This is a genomic window from Pseudomonas sp. LBUM1649, assembly GCF_059716155.1.
In genome coordinates this window covers 4,194,462-4,221,459 of sequence record NZ_CP166807.1, presented here as the reverse complement: position 1 = coordinate 4,221,459, position 26,998 = coordinate 4,194,462, and the positions used below count along the sequence as shown (strand labels likewise).

Annotated in this window: 30 protein-coding genes and 1 pseudogene; 15 read left to right on the top strand and 16 right to left on the bottom strand. The window is 60.3% G+C overall.

Annotated features, from left to right (window positions below; all coding sequences use genetic code 11):
• Positions 1 to 18 precede the first annotated feature (18 nt).
• From paoC to paoA, 3 genes are read right to left on the bottom strand one after another with little or no spacing between them, the layout of a single operon-like run.
• Positions 19 to 2,217 (bottom strand): aldehyde oxidoreductase molybdenum-binding subunit PaoC, encoded by a 2,199-nt coding sequence (gene paoC, locus ACA058_RS19495; protein WP_497635487.1) that lies wholly within the window; start codon positions 2,215 to 2,217, stop codon positions 19 to 21.
• Positions 2,214 to 3,170: an FAD binding domain-containing protein gene (locus tag ACA058_RS19490; RefSeq protein ID WP_497635486.1), complete on the bottom strand. Its 957-nt coding sequence runs from the start codon at positions 3,168 to 3,170 to the stop codon at positions 2,214 to 2,216. Before ACA058_RS19490 ends, paoC begins: the two co-directional genes overlap by 4 nt.
• Positions 3,167 to 3,790: an aldehyde dehydrogenase iron-sulfur subunit PaoA gene (gene paoA, locus ACA058_RS19485; RefSeq protein WP_497639966.1), complete on the bottom strand. Its 624-nt coding sequence runs from the start codon at positions 3,788 to 3,790 to the stop codon at positions 3,167 to 3,169. Before paoA ends, ACA058_RS19490 begins: the two co-directional genes overlap by 4 nt.
• A gap of 207 nt (positions 3,791 to 3,997) precedes the next feature.
• Here paoA and ACA058_RS19480 point away from each other — a divergent pair, with 207 nt between their 5' ends.
• Positions 3,998 to 4,687 (top strand): GNAT family N-acetyltransferase, encoded by a 690-nt coding sequence (locus ACA058_RS19480; RefSeq protein ID WP_497635485.1) that lies wholly within the window; start codon positions 3,998 to 4,000, stop codon positions 4,685 to 4,687.
• A 43-nt stretch (positions 4,688 to 4,730) separates the two neighbouring features.
• Here the strand turns inward: ACA058_RS19480 and ACA058_RS19475 are convergent, their stop codons facing one another.
• Positions 4,731 to 5,171: a hotdog fold domain-containing protein gene (locus ACA058_RS19475; RefSeq protein WP_497635484.1), complete on the bottom strand. Its 441-nt coding sequence runs from the start codon at positions 5,169 to 5,171 to the stop codon at positions 4,731 to 4,733.
• Between the two features lie 143 nt (positions 5,172 to 5,314).
• On the opposite strand from ACA058_RS19475, the gene ACA058_RS19470 reads away from it, so the two are divergent.
• Complete coding sequence (locus ACA058_RS19470; RefSeq protein WP_497635483.1) at positions 5,315 to 5,941, top strand: TetR/AcrR family transcriptional regulator; 627 nt, start codon at positions 5,315 to 5,317, stop codon at positions 5,939 to 5,941.
• 390 nt (positions 5,942 to 6,331) lie between these two features.
• Here ACA058_RS19470 and ACA058_RS19465 read toward each other — a convergent pair whose 3' ends face one another.
• The gene (locus ACA058_RS19465) at positions 6,332 to 7,462 is read right to left on the bottom strand and encodes a DmpA family aminopeptidase (RefSeq protein ID WP_497635482.1); all 1,131 of its coding nucleotides are present in this window, start codon (positions 7,460 to 7,462) and stop codon (positions 6,332 to 6,334) included.
• 222 nt (positions 7,463 to 7,684) lie between these two features.
• Positions 7,685 to 8,788 carry a polyamine ABC transporter substrate-binding protein gene (locus ACA058_RS19460; protein WP_497635481.1) on the bottom strand — a complete coding sequence of 368 codons (1,104 nt, stop codon included), beginning with the start codon at positions 8,786 to 8,788 and terminating at the stop codon, positions 7,685 to 7,687.
• 111 nt (positions 8,789 to 8,899) lie between these two features.
• Between ACA058_RS19460 and ACA058_RS19455 the strand changes: the two genes are divergently transcribed.
• Entirely contained in the window at positions 8,900 to 9,676 is a 777-nt protein-coding gene (locus tag ACA058_RS19455; RefSeq protein ID WP_497635480.1) for a helix-turn-helix transcriptional regulator, read from the top strand.
• Here ACA058_RS19455 and ACA058_RS19450 read toward each other — a convergent pair.
• Positions 9,660 to 10,601: a class I SAM-dependent methyltransferase gene (locus ACA058_RS19450; protein WP_497635479.1), complete on the bottom strand. Its 942-nt coding sequence runs from the start codon at positions 10,599 to 10,601 to the stop codon at positions 9,660 to 9,662. The genes ACA058_RS19455 and ACA058_RS19450 overlap by 17 nt on opposite strands.
• Before the next feature lie 155 nt (positions 10,602 to 10,756).
• Between ACA058_RS19450 and ACA058_RS19445 the strand changes: the two genes are divergently transcribed.
• The 5 genes from ACA058_RS19445 to ACA058_RS19425 all read left to right on the top strand — a co-directional run bounded on the left by ACA058_RS19445 (position 10,757) and on the right by ACA058_RS19425 (position 13,887).
• Complete coding sequence (locus ACA058_RS19445; protein ID WP_497635478.1) at positions 10,757 to 11,374, top strand: cytochrome b/b6 domain-containing protein; 618 nt, start codon at positions 10,757 to 10,759, stop codon at positions 11,372 to 11,374.
• Positions 11,371 to 12,156 (top strand): molybdopterin-dependent oxidoreductase, encoded by a 786-nt coding sequence (locus tag ACA058_RS19440; protein WP_497635477.1) that lies wholly within the window; start codon positions 11,371 to 11,373, stop codon positions 12,154 to 12,156. Before ACA058_RS19445 ends, ACA058_RS19440 begins: the two co-directional genes overlap by 4 nt.
• Positions 12,157 to 12,209: 53 nt before the next feature.
• Entirely contained in the window at positions 12,210 to 12,476 is a 267-nt protein-coding gene (locus tag ACA058_RS19435; RefSeq protein ID WP_497635476.1) for a pentapeptide MXKDX repeat protein, read from the top strand.
• 203 nt (positions 12,477 to 12,679) lie between these two features.
• Entirely contained in the window at positions 12,680 to 13,087 is a 408-nt protein-coding gene (locus ACA058_RS19430; RefSeq protein ID WP_497635475.1) for a response regulator, read from the top strand.
• A 131-nt stretch (positions 13,088 to 13,218) separates the two neighbouring features.
• Complete coding sequence (locus ACA058_RS19425) at positions 13,219 to 13,887, top strand: HAD-IA family hydrolase (protein ID WP_497635474.1); 669 nt, start codon at positions 13,219 to 13,221, stop codon at positions 13,885 to 13,887.
• 8 nt (positions 13,888 to 13,895) lie between these two features.
• On the opposite strand, the gene ACA058_RS19420 is transcribed toward ACA058_RS19425, so the two are convergent.
• Both ACA058_RS19420 and ACA058_RS19415 read right to left on the bottom strand, forming a co-directional pair.
• On the bottom strand, positions 13,896 to 14,555 hold the full coding sequence (locus tag ACA058_RS19420; protein ID WP_497635473.1) for a methyltransferase family protein: 660 nt from the start codon (positions 14,553 to 14,555) through the stop codon (positions 13,896 to 13,898).
• Between the two features lie 145 nt (positions 14,556 to 14,700).
• Positions 14,701 to 15,642 (bottom strand): GlxA family transcriptional regulator, encoded by a 942-nt coding sequence (locus ACA058_RS19415; protein ID WP_497635472.1) that lies wholly within the window; start codon positions 15,640 to 15,642, stop codon positions 14,701 to 14,703.
• Positions 15,643 to 15,767: 125 nt separating this feature from the next.
• Between ACA058_RS19415 and ACA058_RS19410 the strand changes: the two genes are divergently transcribed.
• Positions 15,768 to 16,559, top strand: coding sequence for an SDR family NAD(P)-dependent oxidoreductase (locus ACA058_RS19410; RefSeq protein ID WP_497635471.1), 792 nt, complete (start codon positions 15,768 to 15,770; stop codon positions 16,557 to 16,559).
• A gap of 102 nt (positions 16,560 to 16,661) precedes the next feature.
• Here the strand turns inward: ACA058_RS19410 and ACA058_RS19405 are convergent, their stop codons facing one another.
• Positions 16,662 to 16,982, bottom strand: a complete 321-nt coding sequence (locus ACA058_RS19405; protein ID WP_497635470.1) for a DUF2388 domain-containing protein — start codon at positions 16,980 to 16,982, stop codon at positions 16,662 to 16,664.
• Positions 16,983 to 17,112: 130 nt separating this feature from the next.
• Between ACA058_RS19405 and ACA058_RS19400 the strand changes: the two are divergent.
• Both ACA058_RS19400 and ACA058_RS19395 read left to right on the top strand, forming a co-directional pair.
• Positions 17,113 to 17,175: pseudogene (locus ACA058_RS19400) on the top strand (hypothetical protein); the annotation flags it as partial.
• Positions 17,176 to 17,348: 173 nt separating this feature from the next.
• Positions 17,349 to 17,942 (top strand): DinB family protein, encoded by a 594-nt coding sequence (locus tag ACA058_RS19395; RefSeq protein ID WP_497635469.1) that lies wholly within the window; start codon positions 17,349 to 17,351, stop codon positions 17,940 to 17,942.
• Here ACA058_RS19395 and ACA058_RS19390 read toward each other — a convergent pair.
• The 4 genes from ACA058_RS19390 to ACA058_RS19375 form a co-directional block, all read right to left on the bottom strand.
• Entirely contained in the window at positions 17,863 to 18,783 is a 921-nt protein-coding gene (locus ACA058_RS19390; RefSeq protein ID WP_497635468.1) for a LysR substrate-binding domain-containing protein, read from the bottom strand. The two genes, ACA058_RS19395 and ACA058_RS19390, sit on opposite strands and share 80 nt — an antisense overlap.
• Before the next feature lie 151 nt (positions 18,784 to 18,934).
• Positions 18,935 to 19,999, bottom strand: a complete 1,065-nt coding sequence (locus tag ACA058_RS19385; protein WP_497635467.1) for an RHS repeat-associated core domain-containing protein — start codon at positions 19,997 to 19,999, stop codon at positions 18,935 to 18,937.
• A 149-nt stretch (positions 20,000 to 20,148) separates the two neighbouring features.
• Positions 20,149 to 20,394 (bottom strand): DUF6124 family protein, encoded by a 246-nt coding sequence (locus ACA058_RS19380; protein WP_497635466.1) that lies wholly within the window; start codon positions 20,392 to 20,394, stop codon positions 20,149 to 20,151.
• Between the two features lie 478 nt (positions 20,395 to 20,872).
• Complete coding sequence (locus ACA058_RS19375) at positions 20,873 to 21,775, bottom strand: LysR substrate-binding domain-containing protein (RefSeq protein ID WP_497635465.1); 903 nt, start codon at positions 21,773 to 21,775, stop codon at positions 20,873 to 20,875.
• A 95-nt stretch (positions 21,776 to 21,870) separates the two neighbouring features.
• Here ACA058_RS19375 and ACA058_RS19370 point away from each other — a divergent pair, with 95 nt between their 5' ends.
• The 3 genes from ACA058_RS19370 to ACA058_RS19360 are packed head-to-tail and all read left to right on the top strand — an operon-like array spanning position 21,871 to position 23,465.
• On the top strand, positions 21,871 to 22,227 hold the full coding sequence (locus ACA058_RS19370; protein WP_497639965.1) for an aldo/keto reductase: 357 nt from the start codon (positions 21,871 to 21,873) through the stop codon (positions 22,225 to 22,227).
• Between the two features lie 2 nt (positions 22,228 to 22,229).
• Positions 22,230 to 23,027, top strand: a complete 798-nt coding sequence (locus ACA058_RS19365) for an SDR family NAD(P)-dependent oxidoreductase (RefSeq protein WP_497635464.1) — start codon at positions 22,230 to 22,232, stop codon at positions 23,025 to 23,027.
• Between the two features lie 27 nt (positions 23,028 to 23,054).
• The gene (locus tag ACA058_RS19360) at positions 23,055 to 23,465 is read left to right on the top strand and encodes an SRPBCC family protein (protein ID WP_497635463.1); all 411 of its coding nucleotides are present in this window, start codon (positions 23,055 to 23,057) and stop codon (positions 23,463 to 23,465) included.
• Between the two features lie 184 nt (positions 23,466 to 23,649).
• Here ACA058_RS19360 and ACA058_RS19355 read toward each other — a convergent pair whose 3' ends face one another.
• Both ACA058_RS19355 and ACA058_RS19350 read right to left on the bottom strand, forming a co-directional pair.
• On the bottom strand, positions 23,650 to 25,044 hold the full coding sequence (locus ACA058_RS19355; protein ID WP_497635462.1) for a sensor histidine kinase: 1,395 nt from the start codon (positions 25,042 to 25,044) through the stop codon (positions 23,650 to 23,652).
• Positions 25,022 to 25,705 (bottom strand): response regulator transcription factor, encoded by a 684-nt coding sequence (locus ACA058_RS19350; RefSeq protein ID WP_497635461.1) that lies wholly within the window; start codon positions 25,703 to 25,705, stop codon positions 25,022 to 25,024. The genes ACA058_RS19355 and ACA058_RS19350 overlap by 23 nt, the downstream gene beginning before the upstream one ends.
• Before the next feature lie 278 nt (positions 25,706 to 25,983).
• On the opposite strand from ACA058_RS19350, the gene ACA058_RS19345 reads away from it, so the two are divergent.
• On the top strand, positions 25,984 to 26,913 hold the full coding sequence (locus ACA058_RS19345; protein ID WP_497635460.1) for a hypothetical protein: 930 nt from the start codon (positions 25,984 to 25,986) through the stop codon (positions 26,911 to 26,913).
• Positions 26,914 to 26,998: the final 85 nt, after the last annotated feature.

Sequence of the window (26,998 nt, the reverse complement as noted above, 5' to 3'; positions counted from 1 at the left end):
CTGACCTGATCTTAGCGCTTAAATCATCGGTGGCAATTTATCCAGCATCTTGTCCAGCGTGATCGGGTAGTCGCGCACCCGAATCCCGGTCGCGTTGTACACCGCGTTGGCGATGGCCGCACTGACGCCGCAAATACCCAGCTCGCCAACGCCCTTGGCTTTCATCGGCGAGGAAATCGGGTCGGTTTCATCGAGGAAGATCACCTCTTGGTGGGGGATGTCGGCATGCACCGGCACCTCGTACCCGGCCAGGTCATGATTGACGAAAAAGCCCAGGCGCTTGTCCACGACCAGGTCTTCCATCAGCGCCGCGCCGACACCCATGGTCATCGCGCCAATCACCTGGCTGCGTGCCGAGGTCGGATTGAGAATACGCCCGGCTGCGCACACCGCCAGCATCCGGCGCACGCGGGTTTCCCCGGTGGCGCTGTCGACCGCGACTTCGACAAAGTGCGCGCCGAAGGTCGATTGCTGGTACTTCTTGCTCAGCTCGCCGAATTCGATGCTGTCCTCGGCGACGATTTCACCCGTCTGCGCCGCATTGCGCAACGGCATGCTTTTGCCTGCCGCGCGTACCTCGCCATCGGTGAATACCGCCTCGTTGACCTTCACCCCCAGACGTTGCGCAACGGCCTCACGAAGTTTGACGCAGGCGGCATACACCCCCGCCGTCGAGCAGTTGCCGCCGAACTGCCCACCCGAGCCTGCCGAAACGGGAAAGCTCGAATCGCCCAAGCGCACGACCACGTTGTCGAGGCTGACGCCCAGCATTTCCGCCGCCGTCTGGGCAATGATCGTGTAGCTGCCGGTGCCGATATCGGTCATGTCGGTTTCCACGGTTACGATTCCCTGATCATTCAAGCGAACACGGGCCCCGGACTTCACCAGCAGGTTATTGCGAAAGGCGACACCGACCCCCATGCCGATCAGCCAGCGGCCCTCGCGCTGTGAGGCCGGTTGCGCATGCCGTTGGCTCCAGCCAAAACGATCGGCCCCGGTGCGCAGGCATTCGACCAAATGGCGCTGGGAAAAAGGCCGATCCGGTTTCGTGGGATCGACCTGGGTGTCATTGATGATTCGAAACTCTACCGGGTCGAGTTTCAGCTTCTCCGCCATCTCGTCCATGGCAATTTCCAGCGCCATCATTCCCGGCGTTTCGCCCGGTGCACGCATGGCGTTGCCTTCCGGCAAGTCGAGTGTCGACAGGCGCATGGCCACCCGACGGTTTTCCCCGGCGTACAGCAGTTTGCTCGGTTGCGCGGCGAGTTCCACCTTGCCGCCGGGCAAGTCGCCGGACCAGCCTTCGTGCGCCATGGCGATGATCTTGCCGTCGCTGCCGGCGCCGATGCGGATGCGTTGAATAGTCGCCGGGCGGTGGGTGCAATTATTGAAGATCAGTGGCCGTGCCAGCGCCACTTTCACCGGCCTGCCGGCCATGCGCGCCCCCAGGGCTGCAAGGACTGCGTCGGCGCGGATGAACAATTTGCCGCCGAATCCTCCGCCGATGTACGGCGAGATCAGGCGCACATTTTTCTTCGGTATACCGAGGGTGGTCGCCAGGTCGGTGACGGACCAATCAATCATCTGGTTCGACGTCCACAGGGTCAGGCGGTCACCTTCCCAAGCGGCCATCGAGGCCATGGGCTCCATCATCGCGTGGGCCTGATCGGGCGTGGTGTAGGTTGCGTCCAGTTGCACCGGTGCCGCCGCGAACGCCGTTGCAAAATCCCCATGCAGGGTGTCCGCCATCTGCTCCTTGGGTTCCACCGCCGAGCCGCGGGAGCTGGCGAGATCGAACGCCCCATCCGTGCTGGTGTAGGTAATGTCCAGCCGTTCTGCGGCGGCGCGTGCCTGTTCGAAGGTTTCTGCTACCACCAAGGCCACGGCCTGGTGGTAGTGCTGAATGTCCGGCCCACCGAGCAGCTTGGCGGTGTTGTATTTGCCTTTGCCGAGCTTGCCGGCATTCGCGGCGGTGACGATGGCGATCACCCCTGGCGCCGACTGTGCCGGCTCCAGGTTCATCGAAGCAATGCGGCCCTTGGCAATGGCCGAACCGACCACCACGCCATAGGCCTGGTTTGGCACGGCGTCATGCTGTTCGTAGGCGTAACGCGACTGCCCTGTGGTTTTCAGCGGCCCTTCGATGCGCGTGGTGGCGTGGCCGATGACCTTGCCTTGGTCGATGGGGTTGGTGGTGGCCGGGGTGTCGAATTTCATGCCTGGGCCCTCGCTTGCGCCATCACTAGAGCGAGCGTGCGCTCGACCAGCGTCAGTTTGAAGGCGTTTTCATGGGTGGGTGTGGCGCCGGCCAGTAACTGTTCGGCGAGCGCTTTTGCGCCTTTGGCCATCGCTGTTTCAGCGGTTTCTACGCGCCACGGTTTGTGCGCGACGCCGCCGAGGGCAATGCGACCGGAACCGTCCTGCTGGATCACCGCGGCCACCGAGACAAGGGCGAATGCGTAAGAGGCGCGGTCACGAACTTTCTGGTAAATGTGCGTGCCGCCAATCGGCGCTGGCAAGGTCACGGCGGTAATCAGCTCGTGCGGCGCCAAGGCGGTTTCGATGTTCGGCGTATTGCCGGGCAATCGATGCAGGTCGGCGATGGCAATGACGCGTGTCGTGCCGTCGGGTCGAACCGTTTCGACCTGGGCATCGAGCGCGCGCATTGCCACGGCCATGTCGCTGGGATGGGTGGCAATGCAGGCATCGCTGACACCGATAATGCCCAACTGCCGACTGAATCCGCCAATGGCGGCGCAGCCACTGCCGGGCTGGCGCTTGTTGCAGGCCTGATGGGTGTCATAGAAGTACGGGCAGCGCGTGCGTTGCAGCAGGTTGCCGGCGGTCGTGGCCATGTTACGCAGCTGTCCGGAAGCGCCGGCGAGGAGGGCGCGGGAGAGCACCCCGTAATCCTTGCGGATGCGCGCGTCGGCGGCGAGGTCGGTGTTCCTGACCAACGCACCGATTCTCAAACCACCTTCTGGCATGTCTTCGATGCGGTCCAGAGCCAGGTCGTTTACGTCGATAAGTTGCGTCGGCGTCTCGATGTCCAGCTTCATCAGGTCCAACAGATTGGTGCCGCCAGCGATGAAGCGCGAGCCATGGACCTGCGCGGAGAGCGAGGCGGCTTCGGCCGGCGACTGGGCGCGTAAATAGGTAAAGGGCCTCATGCGCTGGTCTCCGCGACTTCGGTGATCGCTTCGATAATGTTGGAGTACGCACCGCAGCGGCAGATGTTGCCGCTCATGCGCTCCTGGAGTTCGCTGGCGATTAGCTTGGGTGGTTCGGTGAGACTCGGGCTGGCGTGGCTGGGAATGCCATCGCGGATTTCCCCCAGCACCGCGACCGCCGAGCAGATCTGCCCCGGCGTGCAATAGCCGCATTGATAGCCGTCATGCTTGATGAACGCCGCCTGCATCGGATGGAGCTTGTCCGGCGTTCCGAGCCCTTCAATGGTGGTGACCTTCGAGCCTTCGTGCATCACCGCCAGTGTCAGGCAGGAATTGATGCGGCGACCGTCGACAATCACCGTGCAGGCGCCGCATTGACCGTGGTCGCAACCCTTCTTGGTGCCGGTGAGCTGCAGGTGTTCGCGCAACAGGTCGAGCAGGGTGGTGCGGGTGTCGAGTTCCATTGTCTGTTGCGCACCGTTGATCCAGATCGACACTTTGGTTTTGACCGGCAGCGCCGCGTTGGCGGCCGATGCTTGTGCAGAAATGAACGGAGGCAGGATCATGGCCGCTGCTGTTACCACGCCCACTATCAGCAATTCTCGTCGGGAAATCGTCATCACGTCGAGCATCGGTGCGTTTCCTATGGTTGATTGGTGATTACAGCTCTCATCCAATGACTGACCTGCGTGGTCAGGGAAATGTTTTTGCGGTTTTCGGCTATAGAGTTATGCGTGTGGCTCATGAGTCGATCAAGACAGGCGAGTAACGCGGTCCGGCACGCTATGATAGGCAGCCGCGCCCATTCCCCGGAGTCAATCCCAGCAATGCCCCAGATCACCCACTACAAAACCCCGTGCCCTGAGTCGGTCAACAGTCAGATCCTGCAGATGGTGGTCGACAACCTGACCGACATCAGCATGGTCGCCATCGCGCCGAGCAACCTGTTGTACAACGTCTACCAGTACGCGATTGGCTACGAGGTGCACCTGTACCTGGAGGCATTGAACGGGGCGAAAGGGATTGAGGTGGAATTGATCGTCGCCACGGATCTGGACGATCTGGACAAGGTCGTCGGTTTCCTGTTGTACCTGCCGGTCAAGGACGATCCCGACGCGTGCAGCGTGGCCTATATGGCCGTGGATGCCGGTCATCGGCGACAAGGGATTGCGCGCAGGATGCTGCGGGAGATGGTCGGTCGTTATCCGCATGCCGAGCTGACGTGCGCAGTGGCCAAGGTGCCGTACTTTGAGTCGATGGGCTTTCAGGTGGTGGGCGTGCGCGCCACCCAGGTGCTGATGAACACCCGCGATCACGGCAGCGACGGCTTGATGGCGCTGCTGGATGTGGCGCCGATCTATAGCTCGCTGGAGGTGCGGCAGATTCATACCTACCTGCTGCAAAAGCACGGCAAGCGTGCGATGCTTGATGCGGAGAAGCAGCGAGACCGGCATCTGGATCAGTTGACGCGCAAGGCCAATGAGTTTGTCCGCGAGCGATTGGAAAAACGCGACTAATAACTGTGGGAGCGAGCTTGCTCCCACATTGGTTCGCGTGTGATCAGGACAGCTTCACATTCATGGTAATCCGCGCCGTGAACACCTTCTTGCCTTCCACATCGTGAATGTCCACTGGCACGATCTTGTCGCCTTCCGAACTCCAGTCCACCGCTTCGCCATCAGCCACCGCCGTCACATCACTTTTGGCCTTGGCCAAGTATTCGACCGTCATGCCTTTGGGAATCCAGCGTGCGCCTTTCGGAATGGACACGTCGGTCATCATCCCGGCCGCCAGCTCGGCCGCATTGCACATCGCTATCGCATGCACGGTGCCCAAATGGTTGGTGATCTCCCGGGCGAACGGCACCTGGACGGTGGCGGAGCCTTTGCGCAGGTCCGTGACCTGCGGATTGATGGTAGAGAAGTAGGGCGCCACTTGGCAGGCCATTTTGCTGAACGCTTGCGGGCCTGCACTGCTGAACATGCTGAGGAATTGACTCATTGGTTGAAACCTCCTGGATGGCGAATTTGCAGAATGTTGTTCCGTCACAGAATATTGTTCTGTAACGGAACAGTATTCTGTCGGCGCGAAATCTGTCAACCTAGCATCAGCCTCAACCTTGGACTTTTTTGGACTGCATCCGCATGGAAACTGCCGATTTACTCGAACGCTGTTACCCCGGCCGCCGCGCCGAACTCAAGCGCGACATCTTCAGAAAGTCCCTCAAACTGTTTAACAAGCAGGGCATCGAGGCCACCACCATCGAGATGATTCGGGCCGAGTGCGATACCAGCGTCGGCGCGATCTACCACCACTTCGGCAACAAGGAAGGGCTGGTGGCGGCGTTGTTTTTCACGGCGCTGGACGATCAGGCCAAGCTGCGCGACAGCTACCTGGCCGACGCCGAAACCACCCAGGCGGGCGTTCACGCGTTGGTGCACAGCTACGTCGATTGGGTCGATAGCCAGCCTGAGTGGGCGCGTTTTCAATATCACGCTCGATTCGCCGTCACCAAAGGTCCGTTCAAGGACGAACTGGTGACGCGCAACAAGGCGCGCAACAAACTGCTGTTCGAGTGGCTGGGCGCCTCGGAGCGGGTCGAAGTGTTGCGCGGTTATCCGCCAGAGTTGCTGCCGTCATTGATCATCGGCCAGGCCGAGAGCTACTGCCGCGCCTGGTTGTCGGGTCGGGCCAAGGGCAGTCCGAAAGCGTATCGGGATCTGTTGGCCGACGCGGCGTGGCGCTCGATTGCCACATTCGAAAACCAATGACGCCCCCTTGTAGGAGCGAGCATGCTCGCGAAAAACCTGAGCACGCCGCGGGGTGTCAGGCTTCCAGCGCTATCGTTAACGGCCATCGCGAGCAGGCTCGCTCCTACAGGGGATTTGCGGTGGTATCAGAATGCACAAAGCCCGGCCAGGTGCCGGGCTTTTCAGTGTCTGGTTTTCGCGCATTTAAAAAAAGAGCCTCAAAGCTCTTTGATGGGGAGAAGTGGAGCCATTGAGGCTCAAGATGCGCATGAAGCAGGCGGTGAGCTTGATAGGGGTTCAGTGCACTCACCACCTGCGCAACGGCTTGGACAAGCAAGCGGCTGCGCAACTCCATCGTAGGAAGATGGGGGGGCGGTCTCAAGTACCACTAGTCGAATCCCCCCACAAGTGTCAGCTTCTGCGATTGCGTTCCCCGGGCCAACCGGCCTGATTCAGGGCCTCGAGCAGCGTTTCGGCATCCAGCCCCGGCACCGCGTGGCCGTTACCTTCGGTCGTTTCGGCGGCGAGCAAGGCGTTGATGATGGCTTCTTCAACGGCCTCGGTCGCCGCCAGGAACAATTCGCTGATGTGATCGTTGTTGACCATGTTCAGGTTGTCACAGGTCGGCGCTTTTTTGCTCTCGTAAGCCGCCGGTGGTACATGCCGGTTGCCGGTGGCGAAAGCGATGAAGATGTCGCCGCTGTGGTCTTCATTACCGCCACCGGTGCGGGCCAGGCCTAGGCTGGCGCGCTGGGCCAGGCGTGTGCATTGGTGCGGCAGCAACGGCGCATCGGTGGCCAGGCACACCACGATCGAGCCCATGCCCGGATGCGGCAGTGAAGCCTTGAGAAACGGTGAGTCGACCTGCTCCATGTAGCGCCCGACCGGGTAGCCATCGACGCGCAACTCATTGCGGATGCCATGGTTGGCCTGAACAATCGCGCCAACCGTCCAGCCGCCCTGGGCATTGTTCAACCGTCGCGAAGCGGTGCCGATGCCGCCCTTGAACTCGTGACAGATCATGCCGCTGCCGCCGCCGACATTGCCTTCGGCTACCGGGCCGCCCACAGCCGTGCGCAAGGCTTCGGCCACATGCTCGACGTTAACGTGAAAGCCGTTGATGTCATTGAGCAAGCCGTCGAAGGTTTCCAGCACCACCGGCATGTTCCAGTAGAGCCGCCCGTCGTCCGGTTGCTGCTCACGGTCCAGCACGATCAATGCATCGCGCACCACGCCCAGGCTATGGGTGTTGGTAAAGGCGATCGGGCTGGTCAATAGACCGGCCTCGCGAATCCACTCAAGGCCCGTCGCATCGCCGTTGCCATTGAGCACATGGACCCCGGCAAAACACGGTTGCTGGCTGGTGGAACCGGCACGGGGTTCGATCACGGTAACCCCGGTGAGGATATCGCGACCCTTGGCGGTGCGACCGCGCACATTGCTGTGGCCGACCCGCACGCCGGGTACATCGGTGATGGCGTTGAGGGGGCCGGGTTGCAGTTGGCCGAACTGGATGTTGAGGTCGCGGGCACGTGGTTTCATGGTTTCTCTCGTCTTCAAATTCGTGGTGGAAAAATGCTTTTGTGAGCACCGCATTCCCTGTGGGAGCGAGCCTGTGGCGAGGGGATTTATCCCCGTTGGGCCGCGAAGCGGCCCCAGCATTCCTTCAGGCACACCGAGTTGTCTGGCTTTGCGACTGCTTCGCAGCCTTACGGGGATAAATCCCCTCGCCACAGGCCCACTCCCACAGGGGATTGCGCCGGTTTACTGCCCGTTTTTGACCTTGCTCCAGATCCGCGTACGCACGCGCTCGGTGGCCGGTGGCAAGGGTTGCAGGGTGAACAACGTGGCCAGGGCTTCGGCCGACGGGTAAACAGCAGGGTTGGTGCGCGTAGCTTCCGCCACCAGCGCTGTCGCGCTGCGGTTGCCGTTGGGGTAGTTGAGGTGATTACTGACCGGGGCGATGACTTCGGCGCGCATCAGGTAATCGATGAAGGCCAGGCCCTGTTGCGGATGCGGTGCGTCCTTGAGTAATACAAGCGTGTCGAACCACACCGGCGCGCCTTCCTTGGGCAAGCTGTAGGCAATCTTCACGCCATTGCCGACCTGCTCGGCGGTGGCCTTGGCTTCGAGCATCGCGCCCGACCAACCCACGGCGACGCAGATGTTGCCGTTGGACAGGTCACTGATGAACTTCGACGAATTGAAATAGGCGATATGCGGGCGCAGCTTGAGCAGCAGCGCTTCGGCCTTCTTGTAGTCCTCGGGGTTGGTGCTGTTGGGCGGCAGGCCCAGGTAGTGCAGGGCGACCGGCAGCATTTCCGAGGGCGAGTCGAGCATCGCCACGCCGCATTCGCCGAGTTTGGCCAGGTTTTCTTCCTTGAACACCAGGTCCCAGGAGTCCACCGGGGCCTTGTCGCCCAGCACGGCGCGCACCTTATCCACGTTGTAGCCGATGCCGTTGGTGCCCCACAGATACGGCACGGCGTACTGGTTGCCCGGATCGTTGCTGGCCAGTTTCGCCAGCAGATCGGTGTCCATGTTCTTGAAATCCGGCATTTGGGCGTGAGGCAAAGGGGCGAGGGCACCAGCCTTGATCAGGGTCGGCAAACTAAAGTTGCTGGCCACCACTACGTCGTAGCCGCTGCGGCTGGTCAGCAGTTTGCCTTCGAGGACTTCGGCACTGTCAAAGGTATCGTAGACCGGCTGGATACCGGTGTCCCGCTTGAAGTCATGCAGGGTGTTCGGGCCGATGTAGTCGTACCAGTTGTACACGTGCACAGTTGGGCCATCGGCAGCAACCGCAGTCAGCGAGGCCACCAGACAGGCGCCCATCCCCAGATTGAAATACGAGCGGTGACCACTCATGATGCGGCACTCCTGGCCTGCTGCAGGCCGGTGATGATCAGGAGCTTGCAGCGTATCGACCGGGGTGGCCGTTACCCATTCCCATCATGGGTTACTCGAAAGGGGTAGTGCGTGGACGCGTTGTTGAAAGAGTTGCCGCTGCACCAGGGATTGGCGCGGGTATTTGGCGCGGTGGGCCAGGACGGGTTCTGGCGTGCGCTGGTCGACACCCTGCGCTTGCTGGTACCGCTGGACAACGCCTTGGTCGCAGTGATGCAACCGGGAAGGGTGCCGCGCTTGCTGATCGATTTCGACTCCAAGGACAGCGGCGACGAACATGAAGAACTGGCGGACTACAGCGCCGGCATGTACCTGCTCGATCCGTTTTACCTGGCCGTATGCGCCGGCATCGCCGATGGCTTACACAGCCTCGATTCGGTGGCGCCCGATCAGTTCCAGCAGAGCGAGTATTACCTGAGCTACTTCCGCACGGTGGTGGGTGGGGACGAGTTGCAGTTCATGCTCAACGTTGACGGCGCCGTACTCGGTTTATCCCTGGGCCGCTCGACCCGCTTCACACTGCAAGAGCAGGGCCGCTTGCTGTGCGTGCGCGACTGGGTGCTGGCCGCGATGCGTCGGCACCTGCAATTGCTCCCGCCGGAAGGCCCGGCTGTCGAAGCTGTAGCTGGGGACCTGGCGACCTTGCTCGATCGCTTCGACGCTCGCCTGTCGGTCCGCGAAATCGAAACCGCACGCCTGATTCTCCAGGGCTTCTCCAGCAAGGCCATCGCCCAGCAAATGGGCATTTCCCCGGAGACGGTGAAGGTGCATCGGCGCAATCTCTATCACAAGCTCAACGTGAACGGGCATGGTGAATTGTTTGCGTTGGTGCTCAATCCGCCAGGGTAAACACCAACGCCTTCAACCCACACTCAACATCGGCATCCGCAAACTCCGGCGGATTGTCCAGCCGTTGTTCAAACCGCAGGCTTGGCGCTTCACGGGTCACGCCGTCGATGAGGAAGTCCGCACCGAAGGCAGGGTCGTTCATGCAGGCCAGCACCGTGCCTTGGGGGCTGAGCAGTTCCGGCAGGCGACGCAGCACCCGTTGGTAGTCCTTGGTCAGCAGGAAACTGCCTTTCTGAAACGACGGCGGGTCGATGATGACCAGATCGTACGGGCCCTTGCCGATGACTTTGCCCCAGGACTTGAACAGGTCGTGGCCGAGGAAAGTCACCTTGCCGAGGTCATGTCCGTTGAGCCGGTGATTGTCGCGACCGCGGCTCAGGGCCGGGCTGGACATGTCCAGGTTGACCACGTGGGTCGCGCCGCCTTCGATGGCCGCCACCGAGAAGCCGCAGGTGTAGGCGAACAGGTTCAGCACCCGTTTGCCCTGGGCATTGGTCCGCACCCAGTCGCGGCCATAGCGCATGTCGAGGAACAGCCCGGTGTTCTGTTTGCGCCCCAGGTCCACCCGATATTTCAGACCGCCCTCGGTGATGGTCATTTCCTCGATGACGTCCCCGAGTAGCCATTCGGTGGTGCTTTGCAGCAGGTAGCGATGTTGTAGCAGCAGGGTATGCGCGCCGGATTGCGCCCATGCCGGTGACTGCGTGACGTCCAGCAACAGCTGCTTCAAAGCGTCCAGTTGCGCCGTTTCCGGTTCCTTGAACAGCGACACCAGCACCACGCCCTGCAACCAGTCGACGGTCAGTTGTTCGAGCCCCGGCCAGCAGCGGCCGCGGCCGTGGAACAGGCGGCGGGTTTCGGCGGGGGCGGCCGCCAGGGCGGTCGACAAATGCGCGTGGAGGGTGGCGAGGGCTTCAGGGTTCATCGGTCTGGGTCGGTAATCTGGGGGGGCGGCATTTAACCATAATTGCGCCCACAGATTTGTGGTGAGTTATCACGTTTAATTTAACTTTACGTGAGGATTTGGCGATCTTCCGGCCCCCATACTCGGCTCCAACGAACAACAACCGGGAGCCGGACATGTCGCAGTCAACTGCTTCACCCAAGGCCAGCCATCCACGCTGGCTACGGCTCACCCATTGGCTGAACGCCCTGGCGGTGCTGGTGATGGTTACCAGCGGTTGGCGCATCTACAACGCCTCACCGCTCTACGATTTCAGCTTTCCCAAGTCGATCACCCTTGGCGGCTGGCTTGGCGGCGCCTTGCAATGGCACTTCGCGGCGATGTGGTTTCTCGCGCTTAACGGCCTCGGCTACCTGATCATCAACCTGGCCAGTGGCCGCCTGAAACGACGCTTCTTCCCGGTTTCCCCCAAAGGTGTGCTGCAGGACCTGTGGGCCGCGTTGCGGGGCCGGTTGGGGCATGCCGACCTGAGTCATTACAACCAGGTGCAGCGTGTGGCGTACCTGTTCGTGATGGTCGATATCACGCTGCTGGTGATCTCCGGGCTGGTGCTGTGGAAGTCGGTGCAGTTCCCGCTGTTGCGTGAATTGCTGTGGGGCTACGAAGGTGCGCGCCATGTGCACTTCATCGCGATGGCGTTGTTGGTGGCATTTGTCGCGGTGCACCTGGTGATGGTGGCACTGGTTCCAAAAACGCTGCTGGCCATGATCGTTGGTCGCAAGGAGCACGTATGAACAAGCGCATTCAAGGCTCCGGGCTGGACGAGTCGTCCATCCTGACCGACGCCCGGAAAATCCTCGCCCCGCAGATCGAAGACCGCTCACGCCGCTCGTTCCTGCTGCGTGGCCTGACACTTGGCGGCGTGGCCATGTTGTCCGGTTGCAACCTCACCGACAACGACAGCGTCGAGACCGCGTTGTCGTCCATGTCGCGCTTCAACGACCGGGTGCAAGGCTGGCTATTCAACCCCAATGCCATGGCGCCGACCTATCCGGCGTCGATGATCACCCGGCCATTCCCGTTCAATGCCTTCTACGGCATCGACGAGGCGCCGACGGTGGAGGAGCAGAGCTACCGGCTGGAAGTCACCGGCCTGGTGGCGGACAAGCGCAGTTGGCGCCTCGAAGAGTTGCGCGCCATGGCGCAAACCGAGCAGATCACCCGGCATATCTGCGTCGAAGGCTGGAGCGCGATCGGCCGTTGGGGTGGCGTGCGCTTCAGCGATTTCCTCAAACGGGTCGGAGCCGACACCGACGCCAAATACATCGGCTTCAAGTGCGCCGACGATTACTACACCAGCATCGACATGGCCACCGCACTGCATGCGCAAACCCTGTTGACACTGACCTATGACGGCGCCGTGCTGCCGCGCGAATACGGCTTCCCGATGAAGCTGCGCATGCCCACCAAGCTCGGCTACAAGAACCCCAAACACATCCAGGCGATTTTCGTCAGCAACACCTACAGCGGCGGCTACTGGGAAGACCAGGGCTACAACTGGTTCGGTGGCAGCTGATGAAGTCCCGGCAATACCCCTCGTCCACACCCCATGCATCAAGGAGTTTCATCATGAAAAAGTTGACCACCGTTGTTCTGTCCATGTGCCTGGCCATCGGCGCCGCCAGTGTCTTTGCTGCCGATACGATGAGCAAGGACAGCATGAGCAAAGACTCGATGTCCAAGGACGCCATGCACAAAGACGAAATGAAAAAGGACGCCATGGCCAAGGACACGATGAAAAAAGACAGCATGTCCAAGGATGCAATGAGCAAGGACGGCATGAAGAAAGACGCCATGTCCAAGGACGCCATGAAAAAAGACCCGATGTCCCAGTAACGCAAACCTTCATTCGGGGTGTGACCTGAGCTCATGCCCCCATGACATTTGATAGCTTGGTAATATTGCAACGTCCTCAGAAACACCGATTTCGTCGACCGTTTGTATCAAAAATGAATTTCCGCAGAAGCCGCTGCTCATACTTGTAGGTAGCGGATTTCGAGCCCGCGTATTTATTGGTGCGATCAGGGAGCGGCAAGGTCATGAGTCGAGTATCGACAGCGGGCGAACACCTTCCTGGCGGGTTGATTCTGGTGGTTGAAGACGACCCGCTGATCCTGGAATTTCTCTGTGAAATTCTTCAGGACGAAGGTTATGTGGTGCAAGCGCAGACCAATGCGGACGCAGCATCGGTGTATTTGCAGGGGCATGCGCCCGAAGTCGGGATGTTGCTTACGGACATCACCATGCCGGGCACGCTCAACGGCGCGGACCTGGCCAATCTGTTCGGTGATCGTTGGCCGGACAAACCGATCATGATCATGTCCGGCTTCGAAACCCCGGCCAGCTCCGGGGTTCGGCATGAGGTGTCGTTCATCAAGAAACCCTGGGCGCTGGGGCAGCTACTTGATTGCGTAGACAGCGCCCTCAAGTCTCGTCGGACCCTGTAGGAGCTGCCGCAGGCTGCGATCTTTTGACTTTGATTTTAAAAAGCCAAATCAAAAGATCGCAGCCTGCGGCAGCTCCTACATTGATCGTGTACATTGCAGGAATCCCGCTGATCCTTGATAGGAAGGGCCCTTTGCCTGCTCCCACATCCGTCTTCAATGTCCCTTACCGCGCCTTCCTCTTCGACATGGACGGCACCATCCTCACCTCGATTGCCGCCGCCGAGCGAGTCTGGGCCACCTGGGCCAGGCGCCATGGTGTCGATGTCGAGACCTTCCTGCCCACTATTCACGGCGCCCGCGCAATCGACACTATCAATCGCCTGGCGTTGCCTGGCGTCGATGCCGCGGCTGAAGCGGCGTGGATCACCGAAGCTGAAATCGAGGATGTCGATGGCGTTGAAGAGGTGGCTGGCGCGGCGGCTTTTCTCCAGTCTTTGCCCGCTCATCAATGGGCGATCGTGACCTCTGCACCAAGGGCGCTGGCATTGCGGCGGATGGCAGCCGCGGGGATTCCCGAGCCGGATGTGATGGTCACTGCCGAAGACGTCACCGCCGGTAAACCCGACCCGGCCGGTTATCGATTGGCTGCGCAGCGGCTGGGTGTCGAGATATCGGATTGCCTGGTTTTCGAGGATGCGACGGTAGGCATTCTTGCGGCCGAGGCGGCGGGGGCGGATTTGCTGATCGTTACGGCGACGCATGAACAGCCGATTGTGACGGCGCATGCCACGGTGGCAAGTTATGACGAAGTTGTGGCCCGTGTAGACACCGACGGCGTGATTCGACTTAACACAATCTAATGTGGGACTTAGTAGATTTTAGGAATCAACCGCCAGCTCCGGGCGCAATAAGCCTCATATTCACCACCAAATTGCGCCCGTAACAGCGCTTCCTCGGCGTGAATGCGCGCGATCAGCGGAATCACGGTCAGCGCGGCCAGGAGCAGCCCGACCCCCGAACGAAAGGCCAGCGCCCAACCCACGGCAATCACCAACATCCCCAGGTAACTGGGGTTGCGCAAGCGGCGATAGATCCCATCGGTTACCAGGCTATGGCCCGGCTGAATCGCCACCAGTCCACTGAAGCGTTTGCCGAGCACGAACACCGGCCACATTCGCAGCACGCCGCCGATGATGAAGAGCAGCGCCCCGAGCCAACGCATGCCCTCGCCACCGAAGGTCCAGAAGTCAATCCGGTCGGTGTAGGCCGGGAAAAAACCGCTCAACAATCCGATCACCCCGAACGCTGGCAGCACCCAGCGATTGGCTCGGTCCTCGCGTTCACCGGAGCTTAGGTTGACCTCGGTAAACAGCGAAGCAATGGTCATGACCAGCGTTGCCAGGGCAACAACCACCAAGGCTGCATGGGAGAAAAACGCCGCCATGCCGCCCAGCCCCCAAATCGCCAGCCAGAGGTAAGCGAGGGTAGAGACGATGGCAAAAAACGCCAGTTTTGCGGAGATTTTCATAGGCGATTCCCATAGGGCTGCCGACACTCTTCAGTGTAGCGCCGATCGTTCCCACGCTCTGCGTGGGAATGCCTCAAGGGACGCTCCGCGTCCAGTGACGCGGAGCGTCACGGGCTGCATTCCCACGCAGAGCGTTTGGGAACGATCAGACTTCCAGCCGCGCATTGCGCCTGATCACCTGCGGCGGCTGCCCGAACGCTCGAAGGAACGCTTCGCGCATGCGCCGAGGATCAAGAAAGCCGGTTTCCAAAGCGACCTGCTCAAGCGTCAGGCGCCCACGTTCGAGCATCTGCCGTGCCGCCTCCAGGCGCAGGTTTTCGATGGCTTTAGCCGGCGACTGGCCGGTTTCGGCGCGAAATGCCCGGCTGAACTGCCGCGGGCTGAGACGCGCCACCTGCGCCAGTTGTTCCACCGATAACGTTTGGGCGAGGTGTTCCCTGGCGTAGCCGAGGACGGTCTGAATGCGGTCGGATTTCGGCTGCAGTTCCAGCAGCGCCGAGTGTTGTGACTGGCCGCCGGCACGGTGGTGGTACATCACCAGTTTCTGCGCCACGGCACGTGCGAGTTCGGCGCCGTGGTCCTTTTCGACCATGGCCAGCGCCAGATCGATGCCGGCGGTCATGCCGGCGGAGGTCCAGATCGAACCGTCGATCACGTAGATACGGTCGGCTTCTACCTTGATCGATGGAAAGCGTTCTTGCAGTTGCCGTGCATAAGCCCAGTGCGTGGTTGCCCGCCGGCCCTCGAGCAATCCGGCCTGGGCCATCACAAAGGCTCCGGAGCAAATCGACGCGGTGCGGCGCGCGGTTCTGGCGCTGGCACGCAAGTAGCCGAGTACGCCCTCGGGTGCCTGTTCGAGGATGGCGTCGCCACCGACCACGATCACCGTATCGAACACCCGCTCGTCGAACGCCTCGGTGCCGACACTCAGGCCACCGGAAGCGCGCAAGGTGCGGCCGTCTTCGGACAGTACACGCACGTCATACAGGGCTTCACCAGCGCTGAAGTTGGCGTACTCGAACACCGACATGGCCGCCAGCGCCATGGACTGGAAACCCTCGAAAACCACAAACGCCACGCTAATCATCTGCAGGTCCTCAAAACGCTGATGTCCGAAAAACGTAGATTAAACGTCATTTGCGACGGGCACGAGTCAATTTATAACTGCTCATGGCTGGCGACTGTCTCGCCTCACTGTGAAGGAAATTGAACATGGCTCTCTCCTCCAAAGGCACTGCACTGATCACTGGCGCCTCTTCCGGCATCGGCGCGGTGTATGCCGACCGTCTCGCCCGGCAGGGTTATGACCTGATTCTGGTCGCGCGCAGTCAGGCAAAACTCAATGCCCTGGCCAACCACCTGAGTGACTCGACCGGCCGCACTGTGGAAGTGGTTGCCGCGGATTTGAAAGACAAGGCCGGCTTGCTGCGGGTCGAACAGATTCTGCGTAGCGACGCTAGCATCACCCTGTTGGTCAACAACGCCGGAGTCGGCGCGGTCATGCCGTTGCTCGGCAGCCCCGTGGATGACATGGAAGACATGATCACCCTCAACATCACCGCGCTGACACGCCTGGCCTTTGCTGCGGTACCGGGCTTCGTCGCGCGTGGTGCCGGGACCGTGATCAACATTTCCTCGATCGTCGCCATCGCTCCGGAAATCCTCAACGGCGTATACGGCGGGACCAAGGCCTTTGTCCTGGGGCTGAGCCAATCGATGCATCGTGAACTGGCAGATAAAGGCATTCGTATCCAGGCCGTACTGCCGGGCGCGACCGCCACCGACTTCTGGAGTGAGGCCGGCAATCCGGTCGAGAACCTGCCACAGGAGATCGTGATGTCCGCCGAAGACATGGTCGATGCCGCACTGGTGGGGCTGGAGATGGGGGAAGTGGTGACCATTCCGGGATTGCACGACGGGGAGCAGTGGGATCGCTACGAAGCCCAGCGCCAGGTGCTTTCCGGGTTGTTCGGCAATTCCACGGCAGCGGCGCGTTATCGTTAACTAAAAGATCGCAGCCTCGCTTCGCTCGACAGCTCCTAGAGGTGACGTTAATCCCCTGTAGGAGCTGTCGAGCGAAGCGAGGCTGCGATCTTTTGATCTTTGCTATTGACCAGCCGGCACGCCTTCCTGGACGAGGATGGCGCGAGCCAGATCTTCGTCGCTAGCGCTGTTGAGGTCTGGATGTTCCTGGCGAATCCGCTGCAATACCTGCTCCAGATAAGCGCCGCGAATTGCACCGCCACTGGCCACGAAGCTGGAGGCGTCATCCCGGGCGGGAATCATCAGTTTGTGGTCCTTGAACGTCGAGTACAGCGAGGCGGAAACCCCGGCCGACGTGGCGACATCTTTTGCATCCACCTTGGCCATCGCGGAGCCGACGGGTAAGCACAGCAAAATGGAAGAAATGATAATCAGACGGCGCATGACGGTGTCCTCTGAAGGCGTGACGCAAAAAGGAAGTACCTCACCTTTAGGATGCGTGGTGGTCGTCTGGAGTTCCCCTGTCGTTGTTTGGCGCCGGTTATCCACGCCGGCATCTATTACGGTGCCACACCAGATGCCCGCACAGTTGAAGCATGGGATGCCAGGGCTGGTCAATCTGTTCGGCATCGTATGAGCGGGCCTGACCAGTTGCCTGGCGCTGGCTGAACGGGTGAAGGGGGCGCTGGATAGGTAACGGCCTCGCCACAAATGCAGGTGCCCGCATTCTACCGATAATCAGTGCCCGCACCGCTACGCGTGGATAGCGCTATCCTTGGAAGATGTGCTCTTCGCCATCGGAGAAGTCTGATGATCAACGTACGCACTGCCCGCATGCTTGCCGATTACAAACAATGGGCCAACCGGCGCCTCTTCGACAACCTGGCGCAACTGCCGCCGGGCGAAGTCGAAAAAGAACGCGCCGGGGTATTCAAGAACATGATCGGCACGCTCAATCACATCTATGTAGTGGACCGTATCTGGCAGGCTCACCTCGAAGGCCGAGGGCACGGCTTCAAGACCTCCCATGACCTGGTTCACCCTGAGCTGCCAGTGCTGCGCCTGGCGCAACAGGACGTGGATCGCTGGTACTGCAACTGGTGCGCGAGGCAAACCGATGCCTCGCTGGACAAACCCCTCAGGTTCACCTTCGTTTCCGGCGAAAGCGGCACCATGAGTGCCGGCGCGATGTTGATGCACGTGGTCAATCACGCCAGCTATCACCGGGGTTGGGTGATCCAGATGTACTTCGAAATCCCGGCCATGCCGCCGATGACGGACATGCCGATCTACCTGCGCGAGACCGACCCGAGATTCAACTCGCTCAATGCCCCGGCAGTGGCGCCGACATGTGCTCCACTATTCGCGAGCGCAACCAACGTTCTGCCGGATCGTTATCGTTGACGCCGTTCCAGACCATGGACAGTTCGGACGGCACGATCTCGAACGGCGGGTCGTCGGCGCGCAGCTGGCTGCTGCCATCGATCAGCGCGCCGGCTGCGTAATCGGGCACCGAGGCCAGCATGTCGGTGCCCGCCAGCAAGGCGCGCAGGCCTGAGAACTGCGGCACTGCCAGGACCACGCGACGGGAGCGACCGATGCGCGCCAGGTCATTGTCGATGGCGCCGCTCAGATCCCCGGAAAACGACACCAGTGCGTGGGGACGCTCGCAGAATTCATCCAGGGTCAGGGGGCCAGGCCGGTCATCGCCGCGCAGGACCTTGACGCTCAGATCCCGTAGCTTCTTGCGCTTGGCGTTGGCCGGCAGCTCCGTGGTGTAGCTGATGCCGACGGAAACCTCACCGCTGGCAAGCATCGACGACATCAACAGGTAATTGACCCGGCGCACCACTACCACGACGTTCTGCGCTTCTTCGCGGATCTGTTTGAGCAGCGGCGGGAACAGGCCGAACTCGGCATCGTCAGACAGGCCGATGCGAAACACATCGCGGCTGATGGACGGGTCGAAATCCTTGGCCCGGCTGACTGCCCCGGAAATGGTGTCCATTGCCGGTTGCAGCTCCTTGAGAATCACCAGGGCCCGCGGGGTCGGCTCCAGCACCCGCCCGTTGCGCACCAGCAGCGGGTCGTCGAACAAATCGCGCAACCGGGCGAGTGCCGCACTGACGGCGGGCTGGCCGAGGAACAGCTTTTCTCCGGCGCGGGTCAGGTTTTTTTCGAACATCAGGGTTTCGAAAATCACCAACAGGTTCATGTCCACGCGGCGCAGGTCGTTGCGGTTCATGGGTGGGGGCTCGGTGGGGTTTGGGGAATCTTCTCAGTAAAGCACCAAACCTTGAGAGAGTGGGGGTAGATAAGCTCAACCTGCCTCGTAGCAACGAGTCGCAATCGCCCTTGAGTTGCAAGGGTTCTGGTGATTGTATTTTTATTCCTTATCATTTTTTCGCTTTTATTTGCACGTGGCGTATTTTAGTAACTTTGGCGTTCATTCCTTTTAGAAAACTGGAAACTGGATTTAGTCTTTTGAATCGCGGTAAATAGTGTCCGGATCTATTGTTTATAGTTATGTGGGATTCGGTTGTAGGGGTAAGATATCCGGCACTAATAATTCTCTGGCTTTGAGAGGGTTCGCTAAGAACTGCATGGCTCATGTAAATCATTTCTCCTTCTGGATCAAGTTTTTTCAACGGTGTGCCAACGATAAGTTTCCCCTCATTTGTAAATATAAACTTGTGAGGTGTAATGTTGAGTGCTTTAACGTCTTCTAGGTTTGATATTGTTTTAATTGTATCGAATTCGTCATGGTGAAATTGAGCATTGGCGTACTCTCTTTGTTCGAAGACTAGCATATCTTTTTTTGTGTTTTGTAGAATGCTATAGTCTTCTGGCTTTCTGGGCTTGGAGGCGAAGAAACGAGTAATTTTTTTATTAAGGATATTTAGCGCTTGATCCAATCCGAACATTAAGGGGGCGTGTCCATCGGGATCATGTCTGTTAATGGGATCACCCAAGCAATATGCATATACATTCAATCCACCCCTTCCATACGGACTCCAACTGTCCGGACTGTTGAAACGCATCAGCACCGGATTGAATGCCCGATAACCATTTCCCAACAAATAATGCCCCGTCACCGGATCGGGACGTTCGCCATTGAACCCCAACAAACTGAGCAACCCATTTTCAGCAAAACCGTGACCATAGGGTGAATACGCGATGGATTTTTGCTGTTGATCCGCTTCGGAAACTACATGCAACACCGAATGCTGCTGATCGGTGGCCAACAGCGTGGTGTCGAGTGCATCACCAGATCTTTGCGCCAGCAACAAGTCGCCGTGCTGAACGATGGAGTGGCGAAGCGCGCCTTGTATCTCGGTAGCCAGACGGCTTTCGCAATAGAAACGCTGATGCTGTGCTTCGTTCGCTGGGGCATGGCCAATCAGCCGGTCGAGGGCGTCGTAGCGATACTGGCATAGTAGGGACTCGTGTGACGATGGCATGGGCGAGTGCTCCAAGGGTCCAACAGGCAGGCGTTCAGTATTGGTTTTTGCGCTGCTAGTTGGAACTATCAGAACTGCTAGGTTTTTCGGCCGATGATTCTCCGTGGCCAGGGAGCTTGGCCCCTCGCCACGGAGCTTGGCAGTACCTGCTAAGGCGGGTCGAGCTGATCCAGTGCGCGGTTCACCGCCAGTTCGCCCAGCATGATGACTTGTGCAATGCCCAGCAGGGTATTGCGGTGCGATCCCTGTAGAAAGCCGGCCAGATCGTTGGCCATGACATTGGCCGAGGCCAGTGATTCGCAGGCATGGGCAAGCAGGGTTTCGGTGTTGATTTGCGGGTTGATGGTGAACATCGTGGAGGGGGTGTGTGGCGGATCGGGTGTGATCTTGAGCATAGATGAAACTCCATATGGGAATAATGGAGCCATCACTTTCGCTACCAAACGAAGGGTGGTGGCCATACGAAGGTTGGTAGACCGGCCCATATGGAAAAACCGGCGCGCCCGAGGGCACCCTGCGCATAGCCACCATTGAATCAAGTACCGAAAAAGGACCTGAAAAGGGTGGCGCTATACGCCATATGAGAAGACGGGCTACCAAACCCGATCGCTGTGTTTTCAGCGACCGGCAAACGATAGAGCCCGGCCTCAAGGCGCACAAGCCGGCGGATTCTGGCGTAACCGTAGGCAATGACGCAAGGCGTTGTAGCTTTCATCAATTAACCTACAGCTCTTTTAAACAAATAGTATTAATCGATGTTAAACGCGGTCCATGTGGGAGCGAGCTTGCTCGCGATGGCGGAGTGTCAGGCGACATCATTTTCGCCTGCCAGAGTGCCATCGCGAGCAAGCTCGCTCCCACAGTGGTTGTGCACTAGGCAGGAACCGGCCGCGGCTCGGTCAGCACCTTCCTGAACGTCTCCACCAATGGCCGCAGATTGATCCGGTGCCACGCCGCCCACAGCGGTCTGGTGAGGGGAATCCACGGCACTTCCCGCAGCACCACGCCCGGCGGTGCGTTGCGGCTCAGGCCTTTCTGAATCATGGCGATGCCCAGCCCCGAGGCCACCAGAGCCATTGCGGTGAAGGGGCCGGTGGCTTCCATGCGGATATCCGGAGTGAAGCCGGCGCGGATGCAGGCGCTGACGAAGTTTTCGCGGCTGGTGACATTCTGTTGGTGCTGCACGCCGATCCATTCCTGCTTGGCAAGGTCGGCGGCGGTCAGTTGCGCCTGGCTGGCCAGCGGGTGATGTTCGGGCAGCGCCAGCAACATCGGGTCGTCCAGCACCTGAAAGCCCAGCAGGTCAGGGTCGTCATCGGTCGGCGGCACGCTGACCAGGGCGATATCCAGACTACGCTGACGCAGGCCTTCGAGTTGTTCGCTGGAGCTCATGTTGTACAGCGCGACGTGCACGTTCGGCCGCTCGCTTCGCAGCACGCGCAAGGCATTGGGCAGGACGCCGGCGTGCATGGCGTATTCGATGTAGCCGATGCACAGGCCGCCTTCCTCGCCACGCCCCAGCCGTTTACCAAGGGATTCCAAGCGATTGGCGTGGGTCAGCAGGGCGCGGGTTTCGGCGAGGAAGGTCTGGCCGTCCCGGGTCAGGCGGATGCGTTGCTGGCTGCGCTCGAACAGGGTCAGGCCCAGGCGTTCTTCGAGCTGGGCGATCTGCCGGCTCAGGGGCGACTGGGAAATGTGCAGGCGTTCGGCGGCGCGACCGACGTGCTCTTCTTCGGCGACGGCGACGAAGTAGCGCAGTTGGCGGATGTCGATCATGTAAGACCTCCAGGGACTCAAGTACTGCATATTATGTCTTGGACGGTCAGAACGTCGCAATTTAGGATCTGCTCATCGGTCAGTTGAGCTGACCACTGACACCAAGAGGATTCACTTATGAGCTTGAAAGACAGACTACCTGGCGCACTGGGTTTCGGCACTGCACCCTTGGGCAACATGAATACCAGAAGGCCAGCTCGGCGATCATCACCAGGGTCGAGCAGATCAAACGCATTGCGGCGGCCCATGGTGTCGACATCAAGGGGGCGGCGTTGCAGTTCTCGTTGGCCAACCCGGCCGTGGCAGCGGTGATTCCAGGCTCTAGTCGCCCGGAGCGGATTGCCGAAGATGTGGCCGCTTTGTCGGCGGTGATTCCCGCCGCTTTCTGGCAAGCGATGCGTGAAGCGAAGCTGGTGTCCGAGCGCGCACCGTTGCCGATCATTGGAGCTTGAGCATGAAAATCGATCTGAGTGGAAAACTGGCGATCGTCAGCGGCAGCACTGCCGGCATTGGCCTGGGCATCAGCAAGGCGCTGGCCGAATCCGGCGCCACGGTAGTGGTGATCGGCCGTGAGACGGACAAGGTCGAGCAGGCACTGGCGAGCATTCGCCAGCAGGTGCCCGGCGCACAACTGCGCGGGCTGACGGCGGATCTCGGTACGGCTGAAGGCGCCGAGAAACTGTTCGCCGCCGAACCACGGGCAGACATTCTGGTAAACAACCTTGGGATCTACAACGCGGTGGATTTCTTCGACACGCCCGATAGTGAGTGGACGCGCTTCTATGAGGTCAACGTGATCTCCGGTGTACGCCTGTCCCGGCAATACGTGCCGGACATGGTCAAGCAGGGCTGGGGGCGGGTGATTTTCCTGTCTTCGGAATCCGGGATCGCGATCCCCGCAGACATGCTCAACTATGGCGTGACCAAAAGCGCCAACCTGGCGGTGTCCCACGGACTGGCCAAACGGCTGGCGGGCACTGGGGTAACGGTCAACGCGATCCTGCCGGGCCCGACGTTGACCGACGGCGTGGAGCTGATGCTCAAGGATGCCATAGCCGCGTCCGGTCGCAGTGTTCAGGAAGAAGCCGACGCCTTTGTGCGCAAGGCGCGGCCGACGTCGATCATCCAGCGCGTGGCGAATGTCGAGGAAGTGGCGAACCTGGTGGCGTACATCGCTTCGCCGCTATCCTCGGCCACCACTGGCGCCGCTTTGCGAGTCGACGGCGGCGTCGTCGACAGCCTGGCCATCTGAACCTGCTAGATTAAGAGAGAGCATTACATGGCAACTGCATCAGCATTCATCGACATCCCGGCCTCGGCCGATCAGGTCTGGCAATTGATCGGCGGCTTCAACTCGCTGCCGGACTGGCTGCCGTTCATTCCCAAGAGTGAGCTCAGCGAAGGCGGGCGCGTGCGCAGCCTGCAGACGGCGGACGGCGCGGTGGTGATCGAACGTCTGCAAGCGTTCGACAATGACGGCAAAACCTACAGTTACTCGATCTTGCAGGCGCCGTTTCCGGCGACTGATTATCTGGCGACGATCCGCGTTGAAGCGCAGGGGCAGGGCGCCCGGGTGACCTGGTTCGGTCGGTTTGAGCCGGTCGGTGTGAGTGATGAGGAAGTGGTGGCGTTGTTTACCGGGATCTATCAGGGTGGCCTTGAGGCACTTCGGGCCAATTACCCGGCCTGACAAACACCACAAAACCCCTTGTAGGAGCGAGCCTGTGTGGCGAGGGGATTTATCCCCGTTGGGCTGCGAAGCAGTCGCAAAGCCAGACAACTCGGTGTGCCTGAAGGAATGCTGGGGCCGCTTCGCAGCCCAACGGGGATAAATCCCCTCGCCACAGGCTCGCTCCCACAGTGGTTGTTCGTTGCTAGGTCTGCGTAATCAAACTCTGCCCGCAATCCAGCACCAGTTTCGCCCCACCCAACTCACTCGTCCCCACCTCCAGCGCAAACCCGTGCAGGCTCACAATCGCCGCGACGATCGACAGCCCCAACCCGAAACCGCTTTTCTGATTGCCCGCCTCGGCCCGATAGAAACGCTGGAACACCGCCACCCGTTCAGCCTCTGGAATACCGGGGCCGGAGTCGAGTACTTCGATGCGGGTATGTCCGCGTTCATTGACCCCACGCAAAATCACCTGGCCACCGGGCGGGGTGAATTTGATCGAGTTGCTCAACAGATTGGCTATGGCCTCAAAGAGCAAGGCGCGGTCGCCATTGAGTGGCGGCAATGATTGCGGTAGTTGCAGTTCAAACGTCAGGCCGTCGTCTTCCGCCAGGGGCAAGTAGAAGTCATGCAGTTCCTGCAGCAAGGGCACCGGGTCGAGCTGCACAAAGCCGGAACGGCGCTGGCGATCCTCCAGTTCGGAAATCCGCAGCAAGCCGCGAAAGCGCGCCATCAGCGTATCGGCCTCGCCAAGCACCAGATCCAGTTGGGCCGCTTGCGCCGAGCCTTCGCCGGCCTGTTGTTGCATGCGGTAGAGCTGCGCGCGCAGGCGGGTCAGGGGGGTACGCAGGTCGTGGGCAATGTTGTCGCACACGCCCTTGACCTCGTGCATCAGACGCTCGATGCGTTCGAGCATGGCGTTGACGATGGCGGCGAGCATGTCCAGTTCGTCGCGTCGATTGGACAGCGGCAAACGTCGGGTCAGGTCACCGGCGACTATGGCTTCGGCGCTGGCCTGGATCGCGCGAATCCGCCTTAGCGGACGGCGGCGCAACAAGTGCCAGCCGACGATGCCCGGCAGGATGGTCAGGGTCACCCCCCAGAACAGCGCGTGCAAAATGATCCGCGTCACGGCAAACAGCGAGCCGTTATCACGCACCAGCACCAGCCAGAGGCCATCGCGGGTCTGGGTCGCCACGGCGTCGCAGCTGTCATTGGGCAGCGTAGGGTCGTCGGAGTCGGCGCAGTCGCTGAGCATGTAGATCTTGCCATCCAGCGGCAAGCCGTGAGGGATATGGTTCAGCGCGCCGCTGAGGTAGCGATGCTGGCTGTCGAACAGGCCATAGGCGTCGATGCCACGGATGTCGAAAGTCATGCTGACGGCGAGGGCGTCCAGCAGTTGTTCACCCTGGAAGCGCGAGAACAGGTGCTGGCGTTGCATCAGCGAATGCTTGGCCAGGTTGTCCAGGTAAGCGGATACCTCGTAGTACATGACGCCCATGAGAATCCCGCTCCAGACCACGAACAGCGCACTGTACAGCGCCAGCAAGCGACTGCTGGAAGAGCGCCAGCCTTTAGACGGGTTCGGCAATGACATAACCCGAGCCTCGCACCGTTCGAATCAGTGGAACATTGCCAGGTGGGTCGATCTTCTTGCGCAGGCGGCCGATGTGCACGTCGATCAGGTTGGTGCCAGGGTCGAAGTGATAACCCCAGACCTCTTCGAAAATCATCATCCGCGAGAGGATTTGCCCGGTGTTGCGCATCAGGAATTCCAGCAACTTGTACTCAGTGGGCAACAGCGTCAGCAACTGGCCGTCACGGCTGGCTTCGTGGCTGATCAGGTTCAGTTCCAGGTCCGCCACCCGCAACGTGGTGGCTAGCGCGATCACGGTGTTCTGGCGGCGCAGCAGGACTTCGACCCGGGCGGCCATTTCATCGGTGGCGAAGGGTTTGGTCAGATAATCGTCGCCCCCGGCACGCAAGCCGCGCACGCGCTCGTCGACGTCGGAGAGGGCGCTGATCATCAGGATCGGCGTGGCCACACCCATGGTGCGCAACGTGGTGACAATTGCCAGGCCGTCGAGCTCGGGCAGCATGCGGTCGAGGGTAATCAGGTCATAGTTGCCGCTGACCGCACGCTCAAGACCCTCTCGACCGTTGTCGACCCAATCGACGTCGAGGCCGTGGCTGCTCAGTTCGGCGACAATTTCCCGGGCTGTCACGGCGTCGTCTTCGATGGTCAAGATGCGGGTCATGGGGCTGGCCTGATTAGGTTTTCACAACGTTGTGCGCCATTTTGCCAAGAAATGATCGCAGGCTTACTAAATAAAAGTTCATGGACGAATCCATCGTCGGTCAATGCATAAAACCCGCTGCGCCCACCCCTTCATTGCAAATTGCATGGGTCGTGGAAGTTCAAATTTTCTAACCCGCTGAAAAAACAGGATTTATTAAAAACCCCCGACTGGCACGGTGACTGCAATTGCTCCTTTGAGACTTGTAACACCATCTTTCTGCCTGGAGCGATACAACAATGAATAGATCCTCTGAGGGTTTCTATCCCGCCACGGATGAGTCGAGCACGGTGTCCGGCGTGTCCTGGGGTGCGATCTTCGCCGGGGCCGCGGCTGCGGCGGCGTTGTCGCTGATTCTGGTGCTGCTCGGATTCGGCCTGGGGTTCTCGGCGGTTTCGCCGTGGGCCAATGAAGGCATGAGCGCCAAGGGCCTGGGCATATCGACGATTGTCTGGCTGGCCGTCACGCAAATTGTCGCTTCCGGTGCCGGGGGCTACATCGCCGGTCGGCTGCGGGTGAAGTGGGCTTATATGCACGGCGATGAAGTTTATTTCCGCGACACCGCCCACGGTTTTCTTGCGTGGTGCGTGGCGACGCTGGTGACGGCGACGCTGGTGGCCGGTTCGGTCAGCAGCATTGTCAGCGGTGGCGTACAGGCCGGGGCGCAGGTTGCCGGTGGCGCCGCCACTGCCATGACAGCAGCGGCGGGCACCGTGGCAGCCAACACCGACAGCGATCAGTACGGCTATTACATCGACAGCCTGTTTCGTACTGACCAGCCGGCCGCCGTCAGCGACGACGCCGCCCGAGGCACTGTAACGCGCATTTTCGTGCGCTCTCTGAGCGACGGTCAATTGTCCCCTGAAGACCGCACCTACCTGGCGCAACTGGTGGCGCAGCGGACCAACATGACGCAGGCGGACGCCGAGCGTCGTGTCGACGAGGTCTATGCCCGCACGCAAAAAGCCGTGGCCGACGCCAAGCTGGCTGCGCAACAGGCTGCTGACACCGCCGCCAAAATCGCTGCCTGGACCACCTTGTGGATGTTCGTCGCGCTGCTGGCCGGTGCGTTCTTCGCTAGCCTTGCCGCCACCTTCGGCGGTCGTCGCCGGGATGCCGTGGTGTATCTGGAAACCGACACCTACGTAAACACTACACCTGTTCGCTAACCCAGGAGATTCATCATGCGTTCATTACTGCTGCTATTTCTCGGCATACCGATCCCGATCATCATTCTGATCGCGTTGTTTACAT